This window comes from Amylibacter sp. SFDW26 (genome assembly GCF_009184395.1).
Taxonomy (GTDB): Bacteria; Pseudomonadota; Alphaproteobacteria; order Rhodobacterales; family Rhodobacteraceae; genus Amylibacter.
The window spans coordinates 378,014-394,961 of sequence record NZ_WEIC01000002.1; the positions used below are offsets into that span (position 1 = coordinate 378,014).

General features: G+C 44.7%; 18 protein-coding genes. 11 read left to right on the forward strand and 7 right to left on the reverse strand.

The genetic code is table 11. From position 1 onward, the window contains the following. The gene (locus F9L33_RS08115) at positions 1-723 is read right to left on the reverse strand and encodes a molybdopterin-binding protein (protein WP_152142260.1); all 723 of its coding nucleotides are present in this window, start codon (positions 721-723) and stop codon (positions 1-3) included. 39 nt (positions 724-762) lie between these two features. On the opposite strand from F9L33_RS08115, the gene sfsA reads away from it, so the two are divergent. From sfsA to radC, 3 genes are all read left to right on the forward strand, one after another. Beyond that, positions 763-1,467, forward strand: a complete 705-nt coding sequence (gene sfsA / locus F9L33_RS08120) for a DNA/RNA nuclease SfsA (protein ID WP_152142261.1) — start codon at positions 763-765, stop codon at positions 1,465-1,467. 70 nt (positions 1,468-1,537) lie between these two features. Next, positions 1,538-2,389 (forward strand): type I methionyl aminopeptidase, encoded by an 852-nt coding sequence (gene map / locus F9L33_RS08125; protein WP_370452094.1) that lies wholly within the window; start codon positions 1,538-1,540, stop codon positions 2,387-2,389. Positions 2,390-2,433: 44 nt separating this feature from the next. After that, a complete protein-coding gene (gene radC / locus F9L33_RS08130; protein ID WP_152142263.1) occupies positions 2,434-3,189 on the forward strand; it encodes a DNA repair protein RadC in 756 nt (251 codons plus the stop codon). Here radC and F9L33_RS08135 read toward each other — a convergent pair. The 3 genes from F9L33_RS08135 to secA all read right to left on the reverse strand — a co-directional run bounded on the left by F9L33_RS08135 (position 3,186) and on the right by secA (position 8,762). Continuing rightward, positions 3,186-4,709, reverse strand: a complete 1,524-nt coding sequence (locus F9L33_RS08135) for a phosphate ABC transporter substrate-binding/OmpA family protein (RefSeq protein WP_152142264.1) — start codon at positions 4,707-4,709, stop codon at positions 3,186-3,188. The two genes, radC and F9L33_RS08135, sit on opposite strands and share 4 nt — an antisense overlap. A gap of 13 nt (positions 4,710-4,722) precedes the next feature. Beyond that, the gene (locus F9L33_RS08140) at positions 4,723-5,724 is read right to left on the reverse strand and encodes a hypothetical protein (protein ID WP_152142265.1); all 1,002 of its coding nucleotides are present in this window, start codon (positions 5,722-5,724) and stop codon (positions 4,723-4,725) included. A 236-nt stretch (positions 5,725-5,960) separates the two neighbouring features. Then, a complete protein-coding gene (secA, locus tag F9L33_RS08145) occupies positions 5,961-8,762 on the reverse strand; it encodes a preprotein translocase subunit SecA (RefSeq protein WP_152142266.1) in 2,802 nt (933 codons plus the stop codon). A gap of 246 nt (positions 8,763-9,008) precedes the next feature. Between secA and F9L33_RS08150 the strand changes: the two genes are divergently transcribed. The 4 genes from F9L33_RS08150 (at position 9,009) to F9L33_RS15755 (ending at position 11,851) form a co-directional block, all read left to right on the forward strand. Then, on the forward strand, positions 9,009-9,854 hold the full coding sequence (locus tag F9L33_RS08150) for a peptidylprolyl isomerase (RefSeq protein WP_226804039.1): 846 nt from the start codon (positions 9,009-9,011) through the stop codon (positions 9,852-9,854). Positions 9,855-9,871: 17 nt separating this feature from the next. Then, a complete protein-coding gene (gene argJ / locus F9L33_RS08155) occupies positions 9,872-11,206 on the forward strand; it encodes a bifunctional glutamate N-acetyltransferase/amino-acid acetyltransferase ArgJ (protein ID WP_152142267.1) in 1,335 nt (444 codons plus the stop codon). Beyond that, complete coding sequence (mutT, locus tag F9L33_RS08160) at positions 11,203-11,601, forward strand: 8-oxo-dGTP diphosphatase MutT (RefSeq protein ID WP_152142268.1); 399 nt, start codon at positions 11,203-11,205, stop codon at positions 11,599-11,601. Before argJ ends, mutT begins: the two co-directional genes overlap by 4 nt. Before the next feature lie 112 nt (positions 11,602-11,713). Further along, complete coding sequence (locus tag F9L33_RS15755) at positions 11,714-11,851, forward strand: hypothetical protein (RefSeq protein WP_193221998.1); 138 nt, start codon at positions 11,714-11,716, stop codon at positions 11,849-11,851. A 35-nt stretch (positions 11,852-11,886) separates the two neighbouring features. Here the strand turns inward: F9L33_RS15755 and hemH are convergent, their stop codons facing one another. Both hemH and F9L33_RS08170 read right to left on the reverse strand, forming a co-directional pair. Further along, the gene (hemH, locus tag F9L33_RS08165) at positions 11,887-12,933 is read right to left on the reverse strand and encodes a ferrochelatase (protein ID WP_152142269.1); all 1,047 of its coding nucleotides are present in this window, start codon (positions 12,931-12,933) and stop codon (positions 11,887-11,889) included. 60 nt (positions 12,934-12,993) lie between these two features. Further along, positions 12,994-13,818 (reverse strand): SAM-dependent methyltransferase, encoded by an 825-nt coding sequence (locus tag F9L33_RS08170; RefSeq protein WP_152142270.1) that lies wholly within the window; start codon positions 13,816-13,818, stop codon positions 12,994-12,996. 71 nt (positions 13,819-13,889) lie between these two features. Between F9L33_RS08170 and F9L33_RS08175 the strand changes: the two genes are divergently transcribed. Genes F9L33_RS08175 through F9L33_RS08190 form a run of 4 tightly spaced genes read left to right on the forward strand, consistent with a single transcriptional unit; the run spans position 13,890 to position 16,153 of the window. Continuing rightward, entirely contained in the window at positions 13,890-14,585 is a 696-nt protein-coding gene (locus F9L33_RS08175) for a ComF family protein (protein WP_226804061.1), read from the forward strand. A 35-nt stretch (positions 14,586-14,620) separates the two neighbouring features. Then, the gene (grxC, locus tag F9L33_RS08180; RefSeq protein ID WP_152142272.1) at positions 14,621-14,878 is read left to right on the forward strand and encodes a glutaredoxin 3; all 258 of its coding nucleotides are present in this window, start codon (positions 14,621-14,623) and stop codon (positions 14,876-14,878) included. A 1-nt stretch (position 14,879) separates the two neighbouring features. Then, positions 14,880-15,743 carry a carbon-nitrogen hydrolase family protein gene (locus F9L33_RS08185; protein ID WP_152142273.1) on the forward strand — a complete coding sequence of 288 codons (864 nt, stop codon included), beginning with the start codon at positions 14,880-14,882 and terminating at the stop codon, positions 15,741-15,743. Further along, positions 15,713-16,153 carry a MarR family winged helix-turn-helix transcriptional regulator gene (locus tag F9L33_RS08190; RefSeq protein WP_152142274.1) on the forward strand — a complete coding sequence of 147 codons (441 nt, stop codon included), beginning with the start codon at positions 15,713-15,715 and terminating at the stop codon, positions 16,151-16,153. Before F9L33_RS08185 ends, F9L33_RS08190 begins: the two co-directional genes overlap by 31 nt. Here F9L33_RS08190 and ubiG read toward each other — a convergent pair. Further along, positions 16,146-16,892, reverse strand: a complete 747-nt coding sequence (gene ubiG / locus F9L33_RS08195) for a bifunctional 2-polyprenyl-6-hydroxyphenol methylase/3-demethylubiquinol 3-O-methyltransferase UbiG (RefSeq protein ID WP_152142275.1) — start codon at positions 16,890-16,892, stop codon at positions 16,146-16,148. The two genes, F9L33_RS08190 and ubiG, sit on opposite strands and share 8 nt — an antisense overlap. Positions 16,893-16,948: the final 56 nt, after the last annotated feature.

Consider the following 16,948-nt stretch of genomic DNA (forward strand, 5'->3'; position numbering starts at 1 on the left):
TTACCCTAAAAAAGCGGCTTCTATTTCTGCGGCTACTGCTGCTACGCGGTCTGCGTTTGTTGAGCGGACAACAAGCTTACATCCGAAGCTACCATCATTATAATAAGGATATGAGCCAATCGCTGTATCAGAGTTTGCTTTGGCGATTTGCCCCAGAATTTTAGCGATGTCCCCTTCTTTTTGTGCGACATCCACGGTTTGTGACAAAATCTTTTTACCCGCTCCAAGTTTTGGCAACAAACCTTCTAACATCGCTTCAAAGATTTTTGGAACGCCAGCCATTGTATGAACATTGCCTGTCGAAAACCCTGGGGCTTTTGAAATGGGGTTATCGATTAAAACAGAGCCATCAGGTACACGCGCCATACGCAAACGCGTTTCAGTTAATTCTGTTTCTGGATTATCGTAGTTCTGTGCCAAAGCGGCACGGGCATCATCGCGCACACCAATCGAAACGCCAAAAGCTTTGGCTACACAATCTGCTGTGATATCGTCATGCGTTGGCCCAATGCCGCCACTGGTAAAGACATGAGTATATTTCACACGCAATGCATTTACGGCGCCAACGATTTCATCTTCATCGTCTGCAACTATACGCACCTCATTCAAATCGATACCGACTAGGGTTAATTGTTTTGCAAGGTGATGCATATTCGAATCGCGCGTGCGTCCAGACAGGATTTCATCGCCAATAACGATCATTGCGGCTGTTGGATTGCTCATCTTGCTTGTCCTTATTTTATATGCGGCCTAAGTTTCGGTATGAACTTTGATACACCCCTTATACCCGCAACCTTGATCCGTAGATATAAGCGTTTTTTAGCAGACGTCACGTTGAATGATGGACGTGAAATAACAGCACATGTTGCGAACCCTGGTTCAATGTTAGGGATGAAGGATGAAGGTTTACGTGTTTGGTTAGAGCCGAATGATGATCCTAAGCGGAAGCTGAAGTATTCTTGGAAGATTGCGGAACTGGATGGTGGCGCAATGGTTGGCGTTGATACGGGTATGCCGAATAAGATTGTTGGCGAAGCCTTAAGGAATGGCTTGATCCCAGAACTGATTTACCAAAATGTTAAACCAGAGGTGAAATATGGCGAGAACTCCCGCATTGATTTTCTGTTAAGCGAAGAGGGTAAAGTGGATTGTTATGTTGAGATCAAAAGTGTCACGCTTTCTCGGCAAACTGGGTTGGCAGAGTTTCCTGATAGTGTAACTGCACGTGGTGCAAAGCATATGGGTGAATTGGCGAATGTTGTGCAATCTGATCAACGTGCCGTTATATTATATTTATTGCAGCGCAATGACTGTGACCGCTTTGATATTGCGGGGGATATTGATCCAAAATACCAAACGGCATTTATGACGGCACGCGAAGCAGGGGTAGAGGTTTTGTGTTACAGAACCAACCTTTCGCAAACAGGTATTGAAATAAGCGAGAAAATACCCCTAGCATTTGCATAATCTGCAATGTTCCCATATGTGGTTTCACGTAGATTTATTTTGATGCTTACAGCCCACAAGGATTGCTCTTTTGGAACAGACAAAAAAGCCACGACTTAACCAAGACGGTATAACCATTCATTCAAAAGAGGATTTTGAAGGAATGCGCCGCGCTGGGCGTTTAGCAGCTGAAGTATTGGACATGATAGCAGAGCATGTTGTGCCAGGTGTGACCACAGAGTATCTGGATCAATTGTGTCATGATTATATGGTGCAAAACAATTCTGTTCCCGCAACGCTGGGGTATCGCGGATATCCGAAATCCAGCTGTATTTCGATCAACCATGTAGTGTGTCACGGTATTCCGGGGGCAAAAATCCCAAAGTGGAAAAATGATAAGAACAACCGCAAGGACGATACGCTTTTTGAAGGCGACATTCTAAACATCGATGTGACGTGTATCTTGGATGGTTGGTTCGGTGACAACTCTCGGATGTATGTTGCTGGTAAGCCTAAGCCCTATGCGCAAAAGCTTATCCAAGTGACACATGACGCGCTTATGTTAAGCATTGATCAGGTGAAGCCAGGTAATACATTTGGCGATATCGGTGCCGCAATCCAACGCTATGCTGAAGCGCAGGGTTATTCTGTTGTACGGGATTTTTGTGGCCATGGTTTGGGACGTGTATTCCACTCTGCGCCGAATGTGTTGCACTACGGTAATTTTGGCACTGGCCCTGTGCTGGAAGAAGGGATGTTCTTTACGATTGAGCCGATGATTAACATTGGAACACCACATACGAAAATTCTTTCGGATGATTGGACGGCGATTACAAAAGACAAATCACTATCAGCACAGTTTGAGCATTCGATTGGTGTGACGGCAGATGGATGTGAGATTTTCACATTGTCGCCAAAGGGATTATTCCACCCAACTTACTAAGTTTTGGAAACCTTTGATTAACCATACCGCGCAATGCTGCGTATATGGCGCCAAATGTTCGAAAAACTGAGTTTTCTGATGCTGCAATGCTGGGGTTCAACCTGTCCCAAGCCAGCGTTGCTGATCCGAAACGTTTACAAAACCGACACCGTTCCAATCTGCGCGACCGTTTTATCAAAGGCGGGGTTGAGGCGGTAAATGATATTGAGTTGTTAGAGCTGATTTTGTTTCGCGCAATACCCAACCGTGATATCCGTTTATTGTGTCAGCTTTTGCTAAAACAATTTGGCAGTTTCAATAATGTTCTTGCTGCTGCACCAAGTGATTTACGAAAAATCAAAGGTATCGGGATTGCTGTGATTAACGAGTTGAAAATCATACGCGCAGCAGCGCATAAAATGGCGCAGCTAGATGTGATAGAGCGCGATGTTATTTCATCATGGGACCAGCTGATTGTTTATTGTAGATCAAGCATGGCGCACTTGAAGCAAGAGCAATTTCGCGCACTGTTTTTGGACAGCAAAAACGTTTTGATTACAGATGAATGTTTGCAAACAGGTATCGTGAACCATGTGCCTGTTTATCCGCGCCAAGTGGCAAAGCGTGCATTAGAATGTGATGCGACGGCTGTGATCTTAGTGCACAATCACCCCAGCGGTGATCCTGAGCCATCGCAATCAGATATTGATGTGACTCATGAGATCATTGATGCGTTGGGAGCATTGAAAATAGCTGTCCATGACCATCTGATTATTGGGGCAGCTGGGGACATCAGTTTCAAAGCGCGTGGGTTGATTTAAAAGCTATCTTTAACCCAGATTTCTACGCGGTTGTTTGTTGCGGCCCCTTCTGGTGTGTCTTCGCAAACCAAAGGAGAAGCTTCGCCAAACCCGTGAATTTCCATTTGTAGATCAGCCAGAATGCCACCGCTGTCTGCATTTTTAATGTAACGTGAAATTAACTGAGCGGCTGCTTTCGAATTGCGTTTGTTTTCACCCAAACTGCCATCAGATTCGGTAAAGCCAACGATCATCAGTTTTTGATCGGCATAATTACCTAAGAACAGTTCGGATACTAATGCCTCTAGTGCTGCAGATGATTGGGTGTCTAAATCTAACCCACCTGGTGCAAAGCGCATGATCGTCGATAATTGACGCGCACCATTTAAAATATTCAGCATAGAACGGTATTCAGTGATTGGTACATTTTTGGATGTTGCTAGTAAGCCATAAGTAATGCGATTGCCTTGATCCTCTAAATCTTTTTCTTGAAGGGACAGGCTTGGAAAACCAAAACGCTCGATCATGTCTTTGGCTTGGCTGTCCTCTAGGAAAGATAGAAATTCTCTTGCAAAAATAGGCGGGCGTTTTTCGCCTTGGGCTAAGTAATGATAATATGTGCCAGGATATGTACCTGTCGTGATATTAAAAGTGTTCGGTTTTACATAGGCTCCGCAAGCGCCAACAATAGGGAGTGCTTTGGCTGTGCGTAGATTGGCGTAATTTATTATGCCCAGTCCATATGGGTCTTGGGATACCGCCTTTGCAATGTCATCTAAAGTTTTAAAGCGCGCTGCCGTGCCTGTTTCTGCTGTATCATAACCCATAGTTTTGGATAGGGTTGCAAAGTTCGTATTTTTTTCTGTCAGGTATAGGTTGATATCAACATCTGCACCGCCCAAATCCTTCCAGCTTGTAATTTTTCCACTCAATACATCTTGTAGTGATTCTTGTGAAATTGATCGAATTTGGTTTATCTCAGAAACGGCTACAACAATTGCATCTGCGGCCAATGGGGTTACAGCTGTTTTGATAGCGTCTTGTGCTAAGAGTGCAGCAGAGCCTTGTTTTACCACAATTGCATTTGGGTTTTTGCTTATGTCAGCATTCAAGTTTGATGCAGCACTGGGTTGGACAGAAATTTTAGCAAAATCGGTACCGTCTTGCCCAATAACTGTAATGTTCGCATGTCCCGTTTTATCTGTGGCTGTTTCTACATTTGCGCCGATGGAAAAACTGTATCCTTCCATTAATGGCACAAGCAGTTGATCAATCAATTGTTTGTCCCCAAATATGGAAACCTCAGAAGCTAAGTTTACGACCTCTGGGCAGACATCACCACTACATGTAACTGTACGCGCATCTACCTCTAGTTCGCCCAAGTCGGTCTCGACGACATAAACCTCATTATCAAAGCTTTTCAATTCGCCAACAATTTCAACAGAGCTGGATGTTGATTTAAGTGTTACCTGCGCTGCTGACGTTGCTGTCGCAGTTAAGGCAAAAGCCAAAGAAAGAGATATCAATCTGTGAAAATACATTGAGCACTACCAATTAGTTCCGTTGTGCTACAATCATATTCCTAAGCATATTTTTCAACACAATATTTTCTGATTGGTTCATACAATGGTTTATTGTGGCGGATTTTTTTGCAATTTGAACATTCGTGTCCGATGCGTAATGAATCGTTTTCAATTCAAGGTTGTTTTGACAGACCAAACTTTGCTTTTTCATATGTAATTGAAAGTCTACGTATTTTTTCTGCGTAATATCGGCTGTATAAATGTGAATGAATTCACCATTCGGAATTGCTGTGTTGCCAAGGGCAGTTAAATATCCACCGCCCAAGAAATAGGATTTTTCCTCTGATCGCTTGTTATCAGCAGTTAAATGCAAATTCTTTTCTGTATTATATGCTGTTTCAAGAACTTGTAGGTTTAAGCTGTTATGGCCTGACCATGCGATCCCTGTCCGTGTATACGAAGACAGATCATGCGCCTGAGTTGTTATGGATTTTTTAGTGCCATCATCAAAAGAAACTTCGATTTCTGCGGGATTCGATAAAACAGGAATGGTAATTATTATAACGCCACCACCATCAACATATTCATTAAACCGCAATCCCGCATGGGAAATGGTGATGATTTCGTTGCTATGGCAAGGGGCTGTCACACTTAGTTGCACGCGTGCGCTGCGCAATGATTTTGCAGATAGCTTAACTTTACAATCTACGGGCACGGATTTGTAATCTAAAACAGTTTTTAACTTTTCGAATGCTTCGGTGCTAGCAGGCTTGTCCGCGCGTACAAGTTGGATACCAGTATCAAACTCTAATTCTGGTTTTGTTGGCAAAACAACGGATTCCAAGGGCATTGAAATATTATATTTGCTAGCTATGGCATCCGTTTTTATTGATGATGAAATATCTGCCTTGGCGACCTGGACGTTTTGTTGCTTTGGTTTAAACAGCTCGTCCCCTTTGTGTACAAAAGTACCCACGCCAAGTATCAACACAAGGCCTGTTACAAATGTAAGCGCTTTATCGTTTAAACGCATGGTACTGTTCCGCTCGTTATTTTTGAACAGTATGCCAAAAAACCTAAGATTTTTGTATATCTGGAGATGTTTGAGTGTGTGCGTGATGAGGATAGGTCACAGGGTCTATAGATCGTGTGCTATTATAAATAAAAATCTATATATGGTGTTTTTTATGCTTAATTCGCAGTATATTGTGCCACATTTGCGCCAGAATTAAATGCGCAAAGAAAGCCCTGCGCATTTAATTTATCGGGTCAGGTTAGTTTTCCGTGACAATGTTTGAATTTTTTACCAGATCCACAAGGGCATAGGTCGTTGCGCGATGGATTGCCCCAAGTCGTTGGATCGTTTTCATCAAATCCATCAACGGCATCTTCTGTTGGTGCAGGTGGGGTTGGGATTTCGCCAGATGCTTGCATTTGCGCCATCATCGCCTGCTGTTCTTCTTCGGTGATCAATCGAACGCGAGATAACTGGCTTGTTACGTCCGTCCGCAAGCTATCTAGTAAACGTTCAAACAGTTCGAACCCTTCCGTTTTGTATTCATTCAATGGATCGCGTTGTGCATAACCACGGAAGCCAACAACAGATCGTAAGTGCTCAAGGGTTACCAAGTGTTCGCGCCATTTTGTATCAATTGTCTGTAACAGAAGCTGCTTTTCGATATTGCGCATGTTTTCGGGGCCAAATTGCTCTTCTTTTTCAGCCATGAATTTATCAGCAGCTTCATAAAGACGCTCGCGGATATCTTCATCATCTATACCTTCTTCTTCTGCCCAAGCTTTCACTGGAACATCAAGGCCAAGCTGTTGTTGTGTTGCTTCAAGCAGCTCATCAATATTCCATTGTTCAGCATAAGATTTGGCGGGGATAGCTTGGTCCACGATATCGTCGATCACTTGATCGCGCATATCTTTGGTTACATCCGAAAGGTCATCGCCTTCCATAATTTCACGACGTTGTTCAAATACAGCCTTACGCTGATCGTTCATCACGTCATCGTATTTCAAAAGTTGTTTGCGAATATCAAAGTTGCGACCTTCAACCTTAGCCTGAGCACGCTCCAGAGACTTATTCACCCAAGGGTGCACAATAGATTCGCCCTCTTCCATACCTAGAGTACTGAGAACTTTTTCCAAACGTTCAGACCCAAAGATACGCATCAAATCATCTTCTAATGAAAGGAAGAATGAAGAGCGACCTGGATCACCCTGGCGACCAGAACGGCCGCGCAATTGGTTATCAATACGACGACTTTCATGGCGTTCAGTTGCTAGAACAAATAGACCGCCTGCTTCAAGAACTTTGGTGCGGGCGTTTGCAAGTTGTGCTTCGATCTCAGAGCGAATAGCAACGGGATCTGCATCGTCACCCGCTTCTTTTAGAGCGGCGTCAAAGAGCATCTCAAAGTTGCCGCCCAATTGAATGTCCGTACCGCGGCCAGCCATGTTCGTTGCGATTGTAACCGCGCCAAACCGCCCAGCATCGCCGATGATACCTGCTTCTTGCTCGTGAAAACGTGCGTTTAGTACGTTATGTGGAACAGTTTCTTTTGATCTGATGAATGCTTCAATTTCCTGAGATTTTTGAAGTTCTTCTTTTTTATCGGCTTCTTTTTTATAGCTTTCAGCGCGCTTACGGATGCCTGATGCAATATCGTATAGGAATTCTTTGTTTTTTAGTAACTCAGATAACATTTCCGATTTCTCAATCGATGTTGTTCCGACCAAAACAGGCTGACCTTTGATGTGTGATAGAACGATTTCTTCAGCAACGGCTTTGTACTTTTCTTCGGCAGTGCGATAGATTGCGTCATGTTCATCAACACGGGCTATTGGACGGTTTGTTGGAACCTCTACAACGCCTAGACCATAGATTTCTGCAAATTCTTCGGCTTCTGTTTGTGCCGTACCTGTCATACCACTTAGCTTGTCATACAAGCGGAAGTAGTTTTGGAAAGTCACTGAGGCAAGTGTTACGTTCTCAGGCTGAATATCAACGTTTTCTTTTGCTTCAATCGCTTGATGAAGGCCTTCGGATAAGCGGCGACCTGCCATCATTCGGCCTGTAAATTCGTCGATCAAGACAACCTGTCCATCACGAACGATATAATCTTTTTCGCGTGTGAACAGAACATGTGCGCGCAAACCTTGGTTGATGTGGTGAACCAATGTTGTGCTTTCAGGGTCATAAAGCGATGCCCCCTCTTCCATGATGCCCATTTCAATCAGGCGTTTCTCAATGAATTCATTGCCTTCTTCTGTTAGGTTAGAAGAGCGTGCTTTTTCATCTAAAGTATAATGTTCTGCTGTAAGTTCAGGGATTAACTTGTCGATAGTCACATAAAGTTCTGATCTATCTTCGGCTGGGCCAGAAATGATCAGTGGAGTACGCGCTTCATCAATCAAGATTGAGTCGACTTCATCCACAATCGCAAAGTAATGATCGCGCTGCAGTACTTGGGACATTTCAGATTGCATATTGTCACGCAGGTAATCGAAACCCAATTCATTGTTAGTCGCGTAAGCAACGTCCGCCTGGTACGATTCCATTTTTTCCACAGGGTCCATATCTGGAACAATCACACCAGTTTTTAGACCAAGGAATCCATAAACTTGGGACATTGTTTCGGCATCACGACGTGCGAGATAATCATTCACTGTTACAACATGAACGCCGCGACCTGTAAGAGCATTCAAATAAGCAGGGAAAGCAGCAACAAGTGTTTTACCCTCACCGGTTTTCATTTCTGAAATATTGCCCTGATGCAAAAAGATACCACCCATAAGCTGTGTATCAAATGCACGTAATCCTAATGTACGTTTTGCTGCTTCGCGTGTATTTGCAAAGACTTCTGGCAGAATGGTATCTAAAGTTTCGCCATCAGCAATTCGTTTTTTGAATTCGTCTGTTTTGGCTTTGATTTCATCGTCACTTAAGGCTTCGAACGAAGACTCAAGATCATTGATCTTTTGAACCAAAGGGCGCACCGCTTTGATTTTGCGGTCATTTGGTGTGCCAAAAACTTTTTTGGCGATTGCATTCATGCCCAGCATGATATCTCCGTTTATTCAAAAGCCGTTTTGCGGCGTTTTTACGCAAAATTGATCCAGCTTTTGATCAGACGTCTTGTCGGTTCGGCTTCGAAAGCCTAGAAAGAACCAAACTGACCAAAGACAAGTTTTGCGTGCTACTCATGGCATCTAAGCGGCTCAAGTGTCAGTGTCAACTTTTGGCCTGTAAAAGAACGACACTTTTCCTTGAAGTGCGTATATATGTAGGGCTTTGTAACGGAGAATAAGATGAGTATTATGGGCAAATTATTTACAACAGCAGCAGCGGTTTTGGCCTTTTCGACCGCAGGCTTCGCAGAAGATACGCCAACACGCGATACAATTGTTGCCAGTGTGAACGGGACAGACATCACATTGGGCCATGTTTTATCATTAGCAAGCCGCTTGCCAGAGCAATATCAATCTATCGAAGATGATAAGCTTTTTGATGGAATTGTGGATCAGCTTGTACAACAGCAGCTGTTAAGTGATTTGATTACAGAAGAAACAACCGTATTGAGGTTGGCTGGCGAAAATGAGCGTCGCGCATTGTATGCAACAGAAGCGATTGAAAGTGTTTATAGCAGCGCGGTCACAGAAGATGCTGTGAAAGCACAATACGAAGAGCTTTATGTAAAAGCCGAAGCTATTCCAGAATACCACGCAAGCCATATTTTGGTTGAGACAGAAGAAGAAGCCAAAGCAATTATCGCACAGTTAGAGAGTGATGCAGACTTTGTTGAGCTTGCAAAAGAAAAATCCACAGGTCCATCAGGCCCAAATGGTGGTGATTTGGGCTGGGCTGGTCTTGGTCAATTTGTTCCAGAATTTGAGGCGGCAATGGTTTCACTAGAAGCTGGCAAGGTATCGGAACCTGTGAAAACACAATTTGGTTGGCATGTAATTAAATTGAATGAAACGCGTAACCAGCCTGTGCCAGAACTTGAAACAGTACGTGGTGAAATTGAAGATGGCTTAAGGTCAGCAGCACTTACAAATAAAATTTCTGAGTTGGAAACAAGTGGAAGTATTGACCGCACAGAAACAGAAATTGACCCAGCTGTGATCAGAAACACTGATCTTTTAAACGATTAATCACAGGGGCTGATTATATGAGCGCGTATAAAGCACAGATCGAAAGACTGGAGCAAAAGATTGCCGATCTGGAAGCCCAGCTTAAGGTACAAGAAACAGCAAATATAGCACCAAAGGTTTCGCCTTTGGCGCCTAAGGCGGGGTTTCCTGAATTGCCCGAAATTGCAGGGGTGCGATATGCTGCTGGTCAAGCTGGCGTGAAATACCAAGGCCGCGATGATGTTATGCTGGTTGAAGCTGTTGCTGGCAGTTCGGTTGCGGGCGTGTTTACTCGGTCTGCAACACGTTCCGCGCCTGTTTTGGATTGTCAGGCAAAACTGGCGAATTCTTTGCCCGCAGATAAGCCAATTGCGATATTGGTGAACTCAGGAAATTCAAATGCGTTTACAGGCGCACGTGGTGATGGATCTGTTCAGGCAATTTGTCAAACGGTTGCGGACCAAATGAATACAGTTACGGACTGTGTTTTTACGGCGTCTACAGGTGTGATTGGCGAGCCTTTGCCGCATGACCGTATTGTGGCGCAGGTTGCGGATTTGAAATCTAAGCTATCTTCTGGTGCGGGCGAATCGGCTGCACGTGCGATTATGACAACAGACACATTCCCAAAAGGTGTATCTGCAGAAATTACGTTGGACGGTAAGCCTATTCATATCGCTGGCTTTGCTAAAGGATCGGGTATGATCGCCCCCGATATGGCGACGATGCTAGTTTATATCTTTACGGATGCCGCAGTTGAGCAAACGGTGTTGCAATCTATGGTGTCTGAGATCAATGAAAGCTCTTTTAACTCCATTACGGTTGATAGTGATACATCGACGTCTGACAGCTTAATGCTGGTTGCTACGGGTCAAAGTGGTGCATCTATGATTACAGATGCGGGCAGTGGAAATGGCAAAGCGTTTGCCGCTGCATTAAAGCAAGTGATGTTAGAACTTTCTCATTTAGTCGTAAAAGATGGTGAAGGCGCAACGAAATTTGTGACCGTGAAAGTTAGCAATGCGGTATCGGATGCATCTGCACGTACGATTGCTTTGGCGATTGCGAATTCGCCGTTGGTCAAAACGGCTATTGCTGGTGAGGACCCAAATTGGGGCCGTGTTGTGATGGCAATTGGCAAATCAGGTGAGCCAGCGGATCGGGATAAAGTCGCAATCTCTTTTGGCGATATTGTTGTGGCTGAAAACGGTTGGGTGTCTGACAGTTATACAGAGGGTGCAGGTGCGGCCTATATGAAAAATGAAGAGATTACTATTTCTACGGACGTTGGCATGGGGACAGGAAGCGCTACTGTTTGGACATGTGATTTGACGCATCAATATATCACAATCAATGCGGACTATCGTTCATGAAAACTGTATTGGTGTCTGCAGTTGCATTGATTGATGCAGACGGTCGCGTGTTATTGGCTCAACGTCCTGAAGGAAAATCCATGGCTGGTTTGTGGGAGTTCCCAGGGGGTAAAGTTGAGCAAGGCGAGACGCCAGAAACCGCTTTAGTGCGCGAATTAGATGAAGAGTTGGGCATTCAAACATGGAACAGTTGCTTGGCTCCATTGACGTTTGCGAGCCACAGTTATGACGATTTTCATTTGCTAATGCCCGTTTTTGCCTGCCGTAAATGGGAGGGTATCCCATCGCCCAAAGAGGGCCAAACATTAGCGTGGGTCCATGTAAAAGACCTGAAGTCTTACCCGATGCCAGCCGCAGATATTCCTTTGATTGCAGTTTTGCGCGATTTGTTGTAAACAATACCTATGAATATGGTGAGATTGTTTCCCTTTTGCTGGGTTTTACGCACCATAAGTAAGAGTAGTAGGTTTTTGAGACAGTAAGTTAATCTATTTTGGGGATAGAGTTATGTATAAAACTATTATGATGGGCAGTTGTATTGCTGTTCAGGGACTTTTCGTAAGAGCAATGAAAGATGGCAAAATTGCTATTCGCGTTGGCAGCAAAGAATTTGTTGGCGTACCAGTTGAATCATACGCAGCCTAAGACGCTAAATTAGAATTATTAAATGGTCTGGCGGGTTACACCCAGCCAGACATTTCATTTTTTAAGACATTCATCAACACATCAATATGCTCGTCATCATCGTTGAGACATGGGATATATGTGAATGTTTCGCCGCCGGCCTCTTCAAAGCTTTCTTTAATTTCTTCGTTGATCTCTTCCAGTGTTTCAACGCAATCAGCTGAAAACGCAGGTGCGATTACGGCGATATTCTTTTTGCCAGCCTCAGCTAAACGAGCAACCTCTTCCACTGTATAGGGTTCGATCCATTGTTCTGGACCAAACTTAGATTGGAAGGTTACTTTTATGTCTGTGTCTTCCCAACCCAGCTCTTCTTTTAAAAGCCGCGTAGTTTTTTGGCATTGGCAATGATACGGATCACCAGCTGTTAAATATCGCATTGGAACACCGTGATAGGACGTGACCAGAATATCAGGTTTCTTATCCATCTTATCGTAAACGGCACGTACAGAGTTTGCCAAAGCTTTGATATAATCTGGACGTGCGTAATAAGCTGGCACCGTACGAATATACGGCTGCCAGTTCATTTTCATCAATGAGCGGAACATTTCATCATTTGCTGTTGCTGTTGTCGGAGCAGCATACTGAGGATAAAGCGGGAAAAATACGATCCGCTCGCATCCCTGATCTTTCATCCGCTGGATAACACTGTCTGTGGATGGGTTGCCGTACCGCATACAAAAATCAACAACAATGTCGCCACCATACTCTTTGGCCATGGCTTCTGAAATTTTACCAGCTTGATTACGCGTTATTGTCAAAAGCGGGCTTTCGTCCAATTCGTTGTTCCAAATTCCGCGGTATGCTTCGCCAGATTTTGATGGGCGTAATGTCAAGATGATCAGTTGTAAAATCGGCTGCCATTTCCATGCGGGATAATCGATGACACGTTTGTCTGATAAGAATTGATTTAAATAACGGCGCATAGACCAGTAATCTGTCGCGTCTGGCGTTCCAAGATTTGCCAATAACACACCAACTTTAGCACGTTTTACAGGAGGGTGGTCAGCGCCCGCGTGGGCTAATCTATCAGATGTGGTCATTGCTTTGGGTATACCTTGGCTTTTGCGTTCCTTACGGATTTAAAGCAGTCCGCAATTGAATCAATGGTTCTTTTCTGGATCGCGCTCTTTCGTCCCTAATGCATCTGCCAGTCTTTGCTGTGCAGATCCGGGGCGTAATGGCTTTTGTTGATCATCTGATGGCGCCCAACCAGTTAGGAAAACCAGCTCAAACGTTGCATTCACGCGCCCATCTGTTGTGCTGTAATTTGATGCATATATATCTGCGGCAACAGCCAGGGTTTCCCGTTTTAGTAAACGACGACGGTCATGCATGATATTTGTTTCGGCCATATGGCGTAGATCGTTCATTAAATGGATTGGCGTGTCGTATTCAACAGTCAGTGTAATGCTATCTGCCACAGGCAGCGCAAATCCAGCACGTTGTAACAGCCCACCCAAATCCCGAATTTCTGCCATAGGTGCCACACGAGGGCTGATGCCACCCTCAACACGCGCTTCTGCTTCGGCAAAAGCTGTACGGAGTTCATGCAAAGTTTGCCCGCCAAACATTGTAGAAATCATCAAACCGTCAGGTTGTAACGCACGGCGCATTTGAATGAGTTGTCCTATAGGATCATTCGCCCAATGCAGGGTTAATCCATTAATCACCAGATCATGTGCTGCTTCCGATAATTCTAAAACCTCTGTTGCAGGCACTGCTGGGCCAGAGGTTTGGGTCATCTTTTGCCAAATATCCGAGGTCCATCCTACAAATGCAGTTTTGGTAAAGGTTCTATTAACGTCTTGCAGTCTTTCATAAACACAATCGGCGGCCTGTTCGTGCAAGAACAATGCGTTGGGATCAGCACGATTGCGGCGCAGAGTTAGAACGTCTTGGTCAAACAGTTGTGTTGGTTTTTGCATAGATCACCTTTTGCACGTCCCTAAGCTTTTGCAATAGAAAGGGAAAGAGTATCTTAAATCAAATCATAGAAATACTCTACCCAACACGGTGTATGGCCTGTGGGGTAGAAACCGAAAATGAACGTGGTTTGTGTCAGTCTTGTTGGGTTGATACGCATTTCGCAACAGGTCAGGTTTGTGACAGCTGCGGCGTGCCTGTGCCAGAGGGTGAACAGGATGTTATTCATTGCGATAGTTGCCTGTCATTTCCGCCCGCTTGGGATCAAGGGCGGTGTTCTGTCCTGTATGTGGGGGCTGGGCGCAAGCTTGCATTGTTGCTGAAACACTCTGACAGGCTGGATTTGGTACCTGAAATGATAAAATGGATGTATGCAAGCTGTGCATCATTGTTAGATGAAAATACAGTCATAATCCCTGTTCCACTACATCGTTTCAGGCTGTTGCGTAGACGTTTTAATCAAGCGGCCGTGTTGGCTCAAAAGTTGGGAAATTTGTCAGGCGATATAGTTCACGTTGATGCTTTACGCCGTATTAAACCCACGAAAACACAGAAGAATATGTGCCGTGATGAACGTTTTAAAAACCTTGACCAATCGATGATACTGAACCCACGCTTTAAGGACCGTCTTAAAGGTAAATCCGTTTTATTGGTGGATGATGTGATGACAACAGGCGCAACTTTATCCGCCTGTGCTGAAATTTGTAGGGCGGCTGGTGCCAAAAAGGTGAACGTTGTTACATTCGCACGCGTTGCAAGACCTGAATAAAACCTTATATGCTTGGCGAAACAAGGAATATTGGTATGAAAAAAGTCGAAATTTATACATCCCCGTTTTGTGGATATTGCGCCCGTGCAAAGCAATTGTTGAAAAGCAAAGGTGTGCGTTACAGCGAAACGAATGTTATGGCTCAGCCAAAAAAGCGTGGAGAAATGATGAAACGCTCAAATGGTGGCCGCACGGTCCCGCAAATCTTTATCGGTGACAAGCATGTCGGCGGTTGTGATGAGCTGTATGAACTAGAGCGCCAAGGCAAGCTTGATAAGATGTTGGCAGCTTAAAATGCTTAAGGTTGGTTTGATACAAACAACGTCATCAGACCAGCCCGCAGATAATCTGCAAACTGTTTCCCAAATGATCTGTGATGCGCATGCCCAAGGTGCACAGTTTATTGTGACACCAGAGGTAACCAACTGTGTTTCTACGGATCGAAAGCATCAGGCACATGTTTTATCACTACAAGAGGATGACATTAGTCTGAGAGTATTCTGTGAATTGGCGCAGGAGCTAGGTGTTTGGCTGATGATCGGGTCGCTTGCGTTAAAATCAGGTGATCCTGATGGTCGCTTTGTGAACCGCTGTTTTTTGATTGCCCCAGATGGCAGTATTGCAGCGGAATACGATAAGATTCATATGTTTGACGTGGCGTTGTCTGAAACGGAAACCTATCAAGAATCCAAAGGCTATCGTCCAGGTGATGTAGCTTCGATTGCCAGATGTGACTTTGGCACTGTTGGCCTAAGCATTTGTTACGATCTGCGTTTCCCGCATCTCTTCCGTGACCTTGCCCAAGCGGGCGCACAGATTATTACGGTTCCATCTGCATTTGCGACCATATCTGGCGAAGCCCATTGGCATGTCCTGCTACGTGCTCGTGCGATTGAAACAGGGTGCTTTATCATTGCGCCAGCGCAAACGGGCCAGCATGTTACCACTGTTGGAAAGCAGCGTAAAACTTACGGTCACAGCTTGGTTGTCAGCCCATGGGGTGATGTTTTGCTGGATGCAGAAACAACAACAGGCGTATCAATCATTGAAATTGACCTGGAAACTGTAGAAACTGCACGCAGACGTATTCCGTCATTGCAACACGATCGAAAGTACCAAGCGCCCAAATGTCAGACGCCACCACAGAAGACTCCTTAACCATCGCGCTGTTCAGCGAGATCATGACGTCTGACCAATTGATCCGTGCACAACTGTCGAAAGCTTTGCCTAAAGGCATGGAGCTGTCGCATTTTTCTGTTCTCAATCACTTGGCACATCAGGGCGGCGAACGTTCCCCTGCACAATTGGCGCGTTTATTTTCAGTCACGAAGGGTGCGATGACAAACACGCTGACGAAATTGGATTTAGCGGGTTATGTTCACATTCGCCCAGATTGGGATGACGCGCGAAAAAAGAAAGTTGCATTAAGCGCCGCAGGTCGATTGGCACGTGATCAAGCGGTTAAGGCTGTGGAACCTGTCTTTGATGATGTGATTAAGCGGCTTGGAACTGACAAAATCAAAACGATTTTACCTATTCTGCGCGAGTTGCGTGGTGCGCTTAACTAGCTGGTTTTGTGCTGGCTGTAACGTAGTTTACGCTTAAATCTTTATCCGAAATAGACCATGACCAAGCTAATGGATTAAACACAAACCCTTTACGATCTACGGGTGTTAAATTGGCCGTTTTAATTAAGCCAAATAGTTCATCTGGCGTAATAAACTTATCCCATTCATGCGTGCCTTTAGGCAGCCAACGCATGATGTGTTCGGCGCCAATAATCGCCATTAAATAGCTTTTCGGATTGCGGTTGAGTGTTGAGCATATCATCAAGCCACCTGGTTTCAGCAAATCATAACATGCATCTAAATAAGCTTGTGGATCAGCAACATGCTCGATCACTTCCATATTCAGAATTGCATCAAATTGCTCGCCATCTGCCGCCAACTGTTCCGCAGTTATGTGGCGGTAATCAATTTCCAACCCTGATTGTTTCGCATGAACTTGCGCTACAGGAATATTCCCAGCAGCTGCATCAGCGCCCACAACAGTGGCACCCAAACGTGCCATTGGTTCGGATAATAATCCACCACCACAGCCAATGTCCAAAATGCGCAAACCCTCAAAAGGTAATTTCTGTGTCAGGTCACGCCCAAATTCCACTGCGATTTGGTCTGTGATGTAATCTAAACGGCATGGGTTCAGCATGTGCAACGGTTTGAACTTGCCTTCGGTGTCCCACCACTCCGCAGCCATAGCTTCGAATTTGGCAACTTCATTTGGGTCAACTGTTTTCGTAGAATCCATTGATCTTATGCCTTCAACCTGCAAAGTAATTGGTAACTTAATTTATTATATAGGTC

What these genes read in the sequence shown, in the direction of transcription:
- ubiG (WP_152142275.1), bottom strand. Translation starts at nt 16,892, where the DNA reads ATGGATTCTACGAAAACAGTTGACCCAAATGAAGTTGCCAAATTCGAA.
- F9L33_RS08170 (WP_152142270.1), bottom strand. Translation starts at nt 13,818, where the DNA reads ATGCAAAAACCAACACAACTGTTTGACCAAGACGTTCTAACTCTGCGC.
- F9L33_RS08140 (WP_152142265.1), bottom strand. Translation starts at nt 5,724, where the DNA reads ATGCGTTTAAACGATAAAGCGCTTACATTTGTAACAGGCCTTGTGTTG.
- radC (WP_152142263.1), top strand. Translation starts at nt 2,434, where the DNA reads ATGGCGCCAAATGTTCGAAAAACTGAGTTTTCTGATGCTGCAATGCTG.
- hemH (WP_152142269.1), bottom strand. Translation starts at nt 12,933, where the DNA reads ATGACCACATCTGATAGATTAGCCCACGCGGGCGCTGACCACCCTCCT.
- argJ (WP_152142267.1), top strand. Translation starts at nt 9,872, where the DNA reads ATGAGCGCGTATAAAGCACAGATCGAAAGACTGGAGCAAAAGATTGCC.
- sfsA (WP_152142261.1), top strand. Translation starts at nt 763, where the DNA reads ATGAACTTTGATACACCCCTTATACCCGCAACCTTGATCCGTAGATAT.
- F9L33_RS08185 (WP_152142273.1), top strand. Translation starts at nt 14,880, where the DNA reads ATGCTTAAGGTTGGTTTGATACAAACAACGTCATCAGACCAGCCCGCA.
- F9L33_RS08135 (WP_152142264.1), bottom strand. Translation starts at nt 4,709, where the DNA reads ATGTATTTTCACAGATTGATATCTCTTTCTTTGGCTTTTGCCTTAACT.
- grxC (WP_152142272.1), top strand. Translation starts at nt 14,621, where the DNA reads ATGAAAAAAGTCGAAATTTATACATCCCCGTTTTGTGGATATTGCGCC.
- F9L33_RS15755 (WP_193221998.1), top strand. Translation starts at nt 11,714, where the DNA reads ATGTATAAAACTATTATGATGGGCAGTTGTATTGCTGTTCAGGGACTT.
- secA (WP_152142266.1), bottom strand. Translation starts at nt 8,762, where the DNA reads ATGCTGGGCATGAATGCAATCGCCAAAAAAGTTTTTGGCACACCAAAT.
- mutT (WP_152142268.1), top strand. Translation starts at nt 11,203, where the DNA reads ATGAAAACTGTATTGGTGTCTGCAGTTGCATTGATTGATGCAGACGGT.
- F9L33_RS08150 (WP_226804039.1), top strand. Translation starts at nt 9,009, where the DNA reads ATGAGTATTATGGGCAAATTATTTACAACAGCAGCAGCGGTTTTGGCC.
- F9L33_RS08115 (WP_152142260.1), bottom strand. Translation starts at nt 723, where the DNA reads ATGAGCAATCCAACAGCCGCAATGATCGTTATTGGCGATGAAATCCTG.
- F9L33_RS08190 (WP_152142274.1), top strand. Translation starts at nt 15,713, where the DNA reads ATGTCAGACGCCACCACAGAAGACTCCTTAACCATCGCGCTGTTCAGC.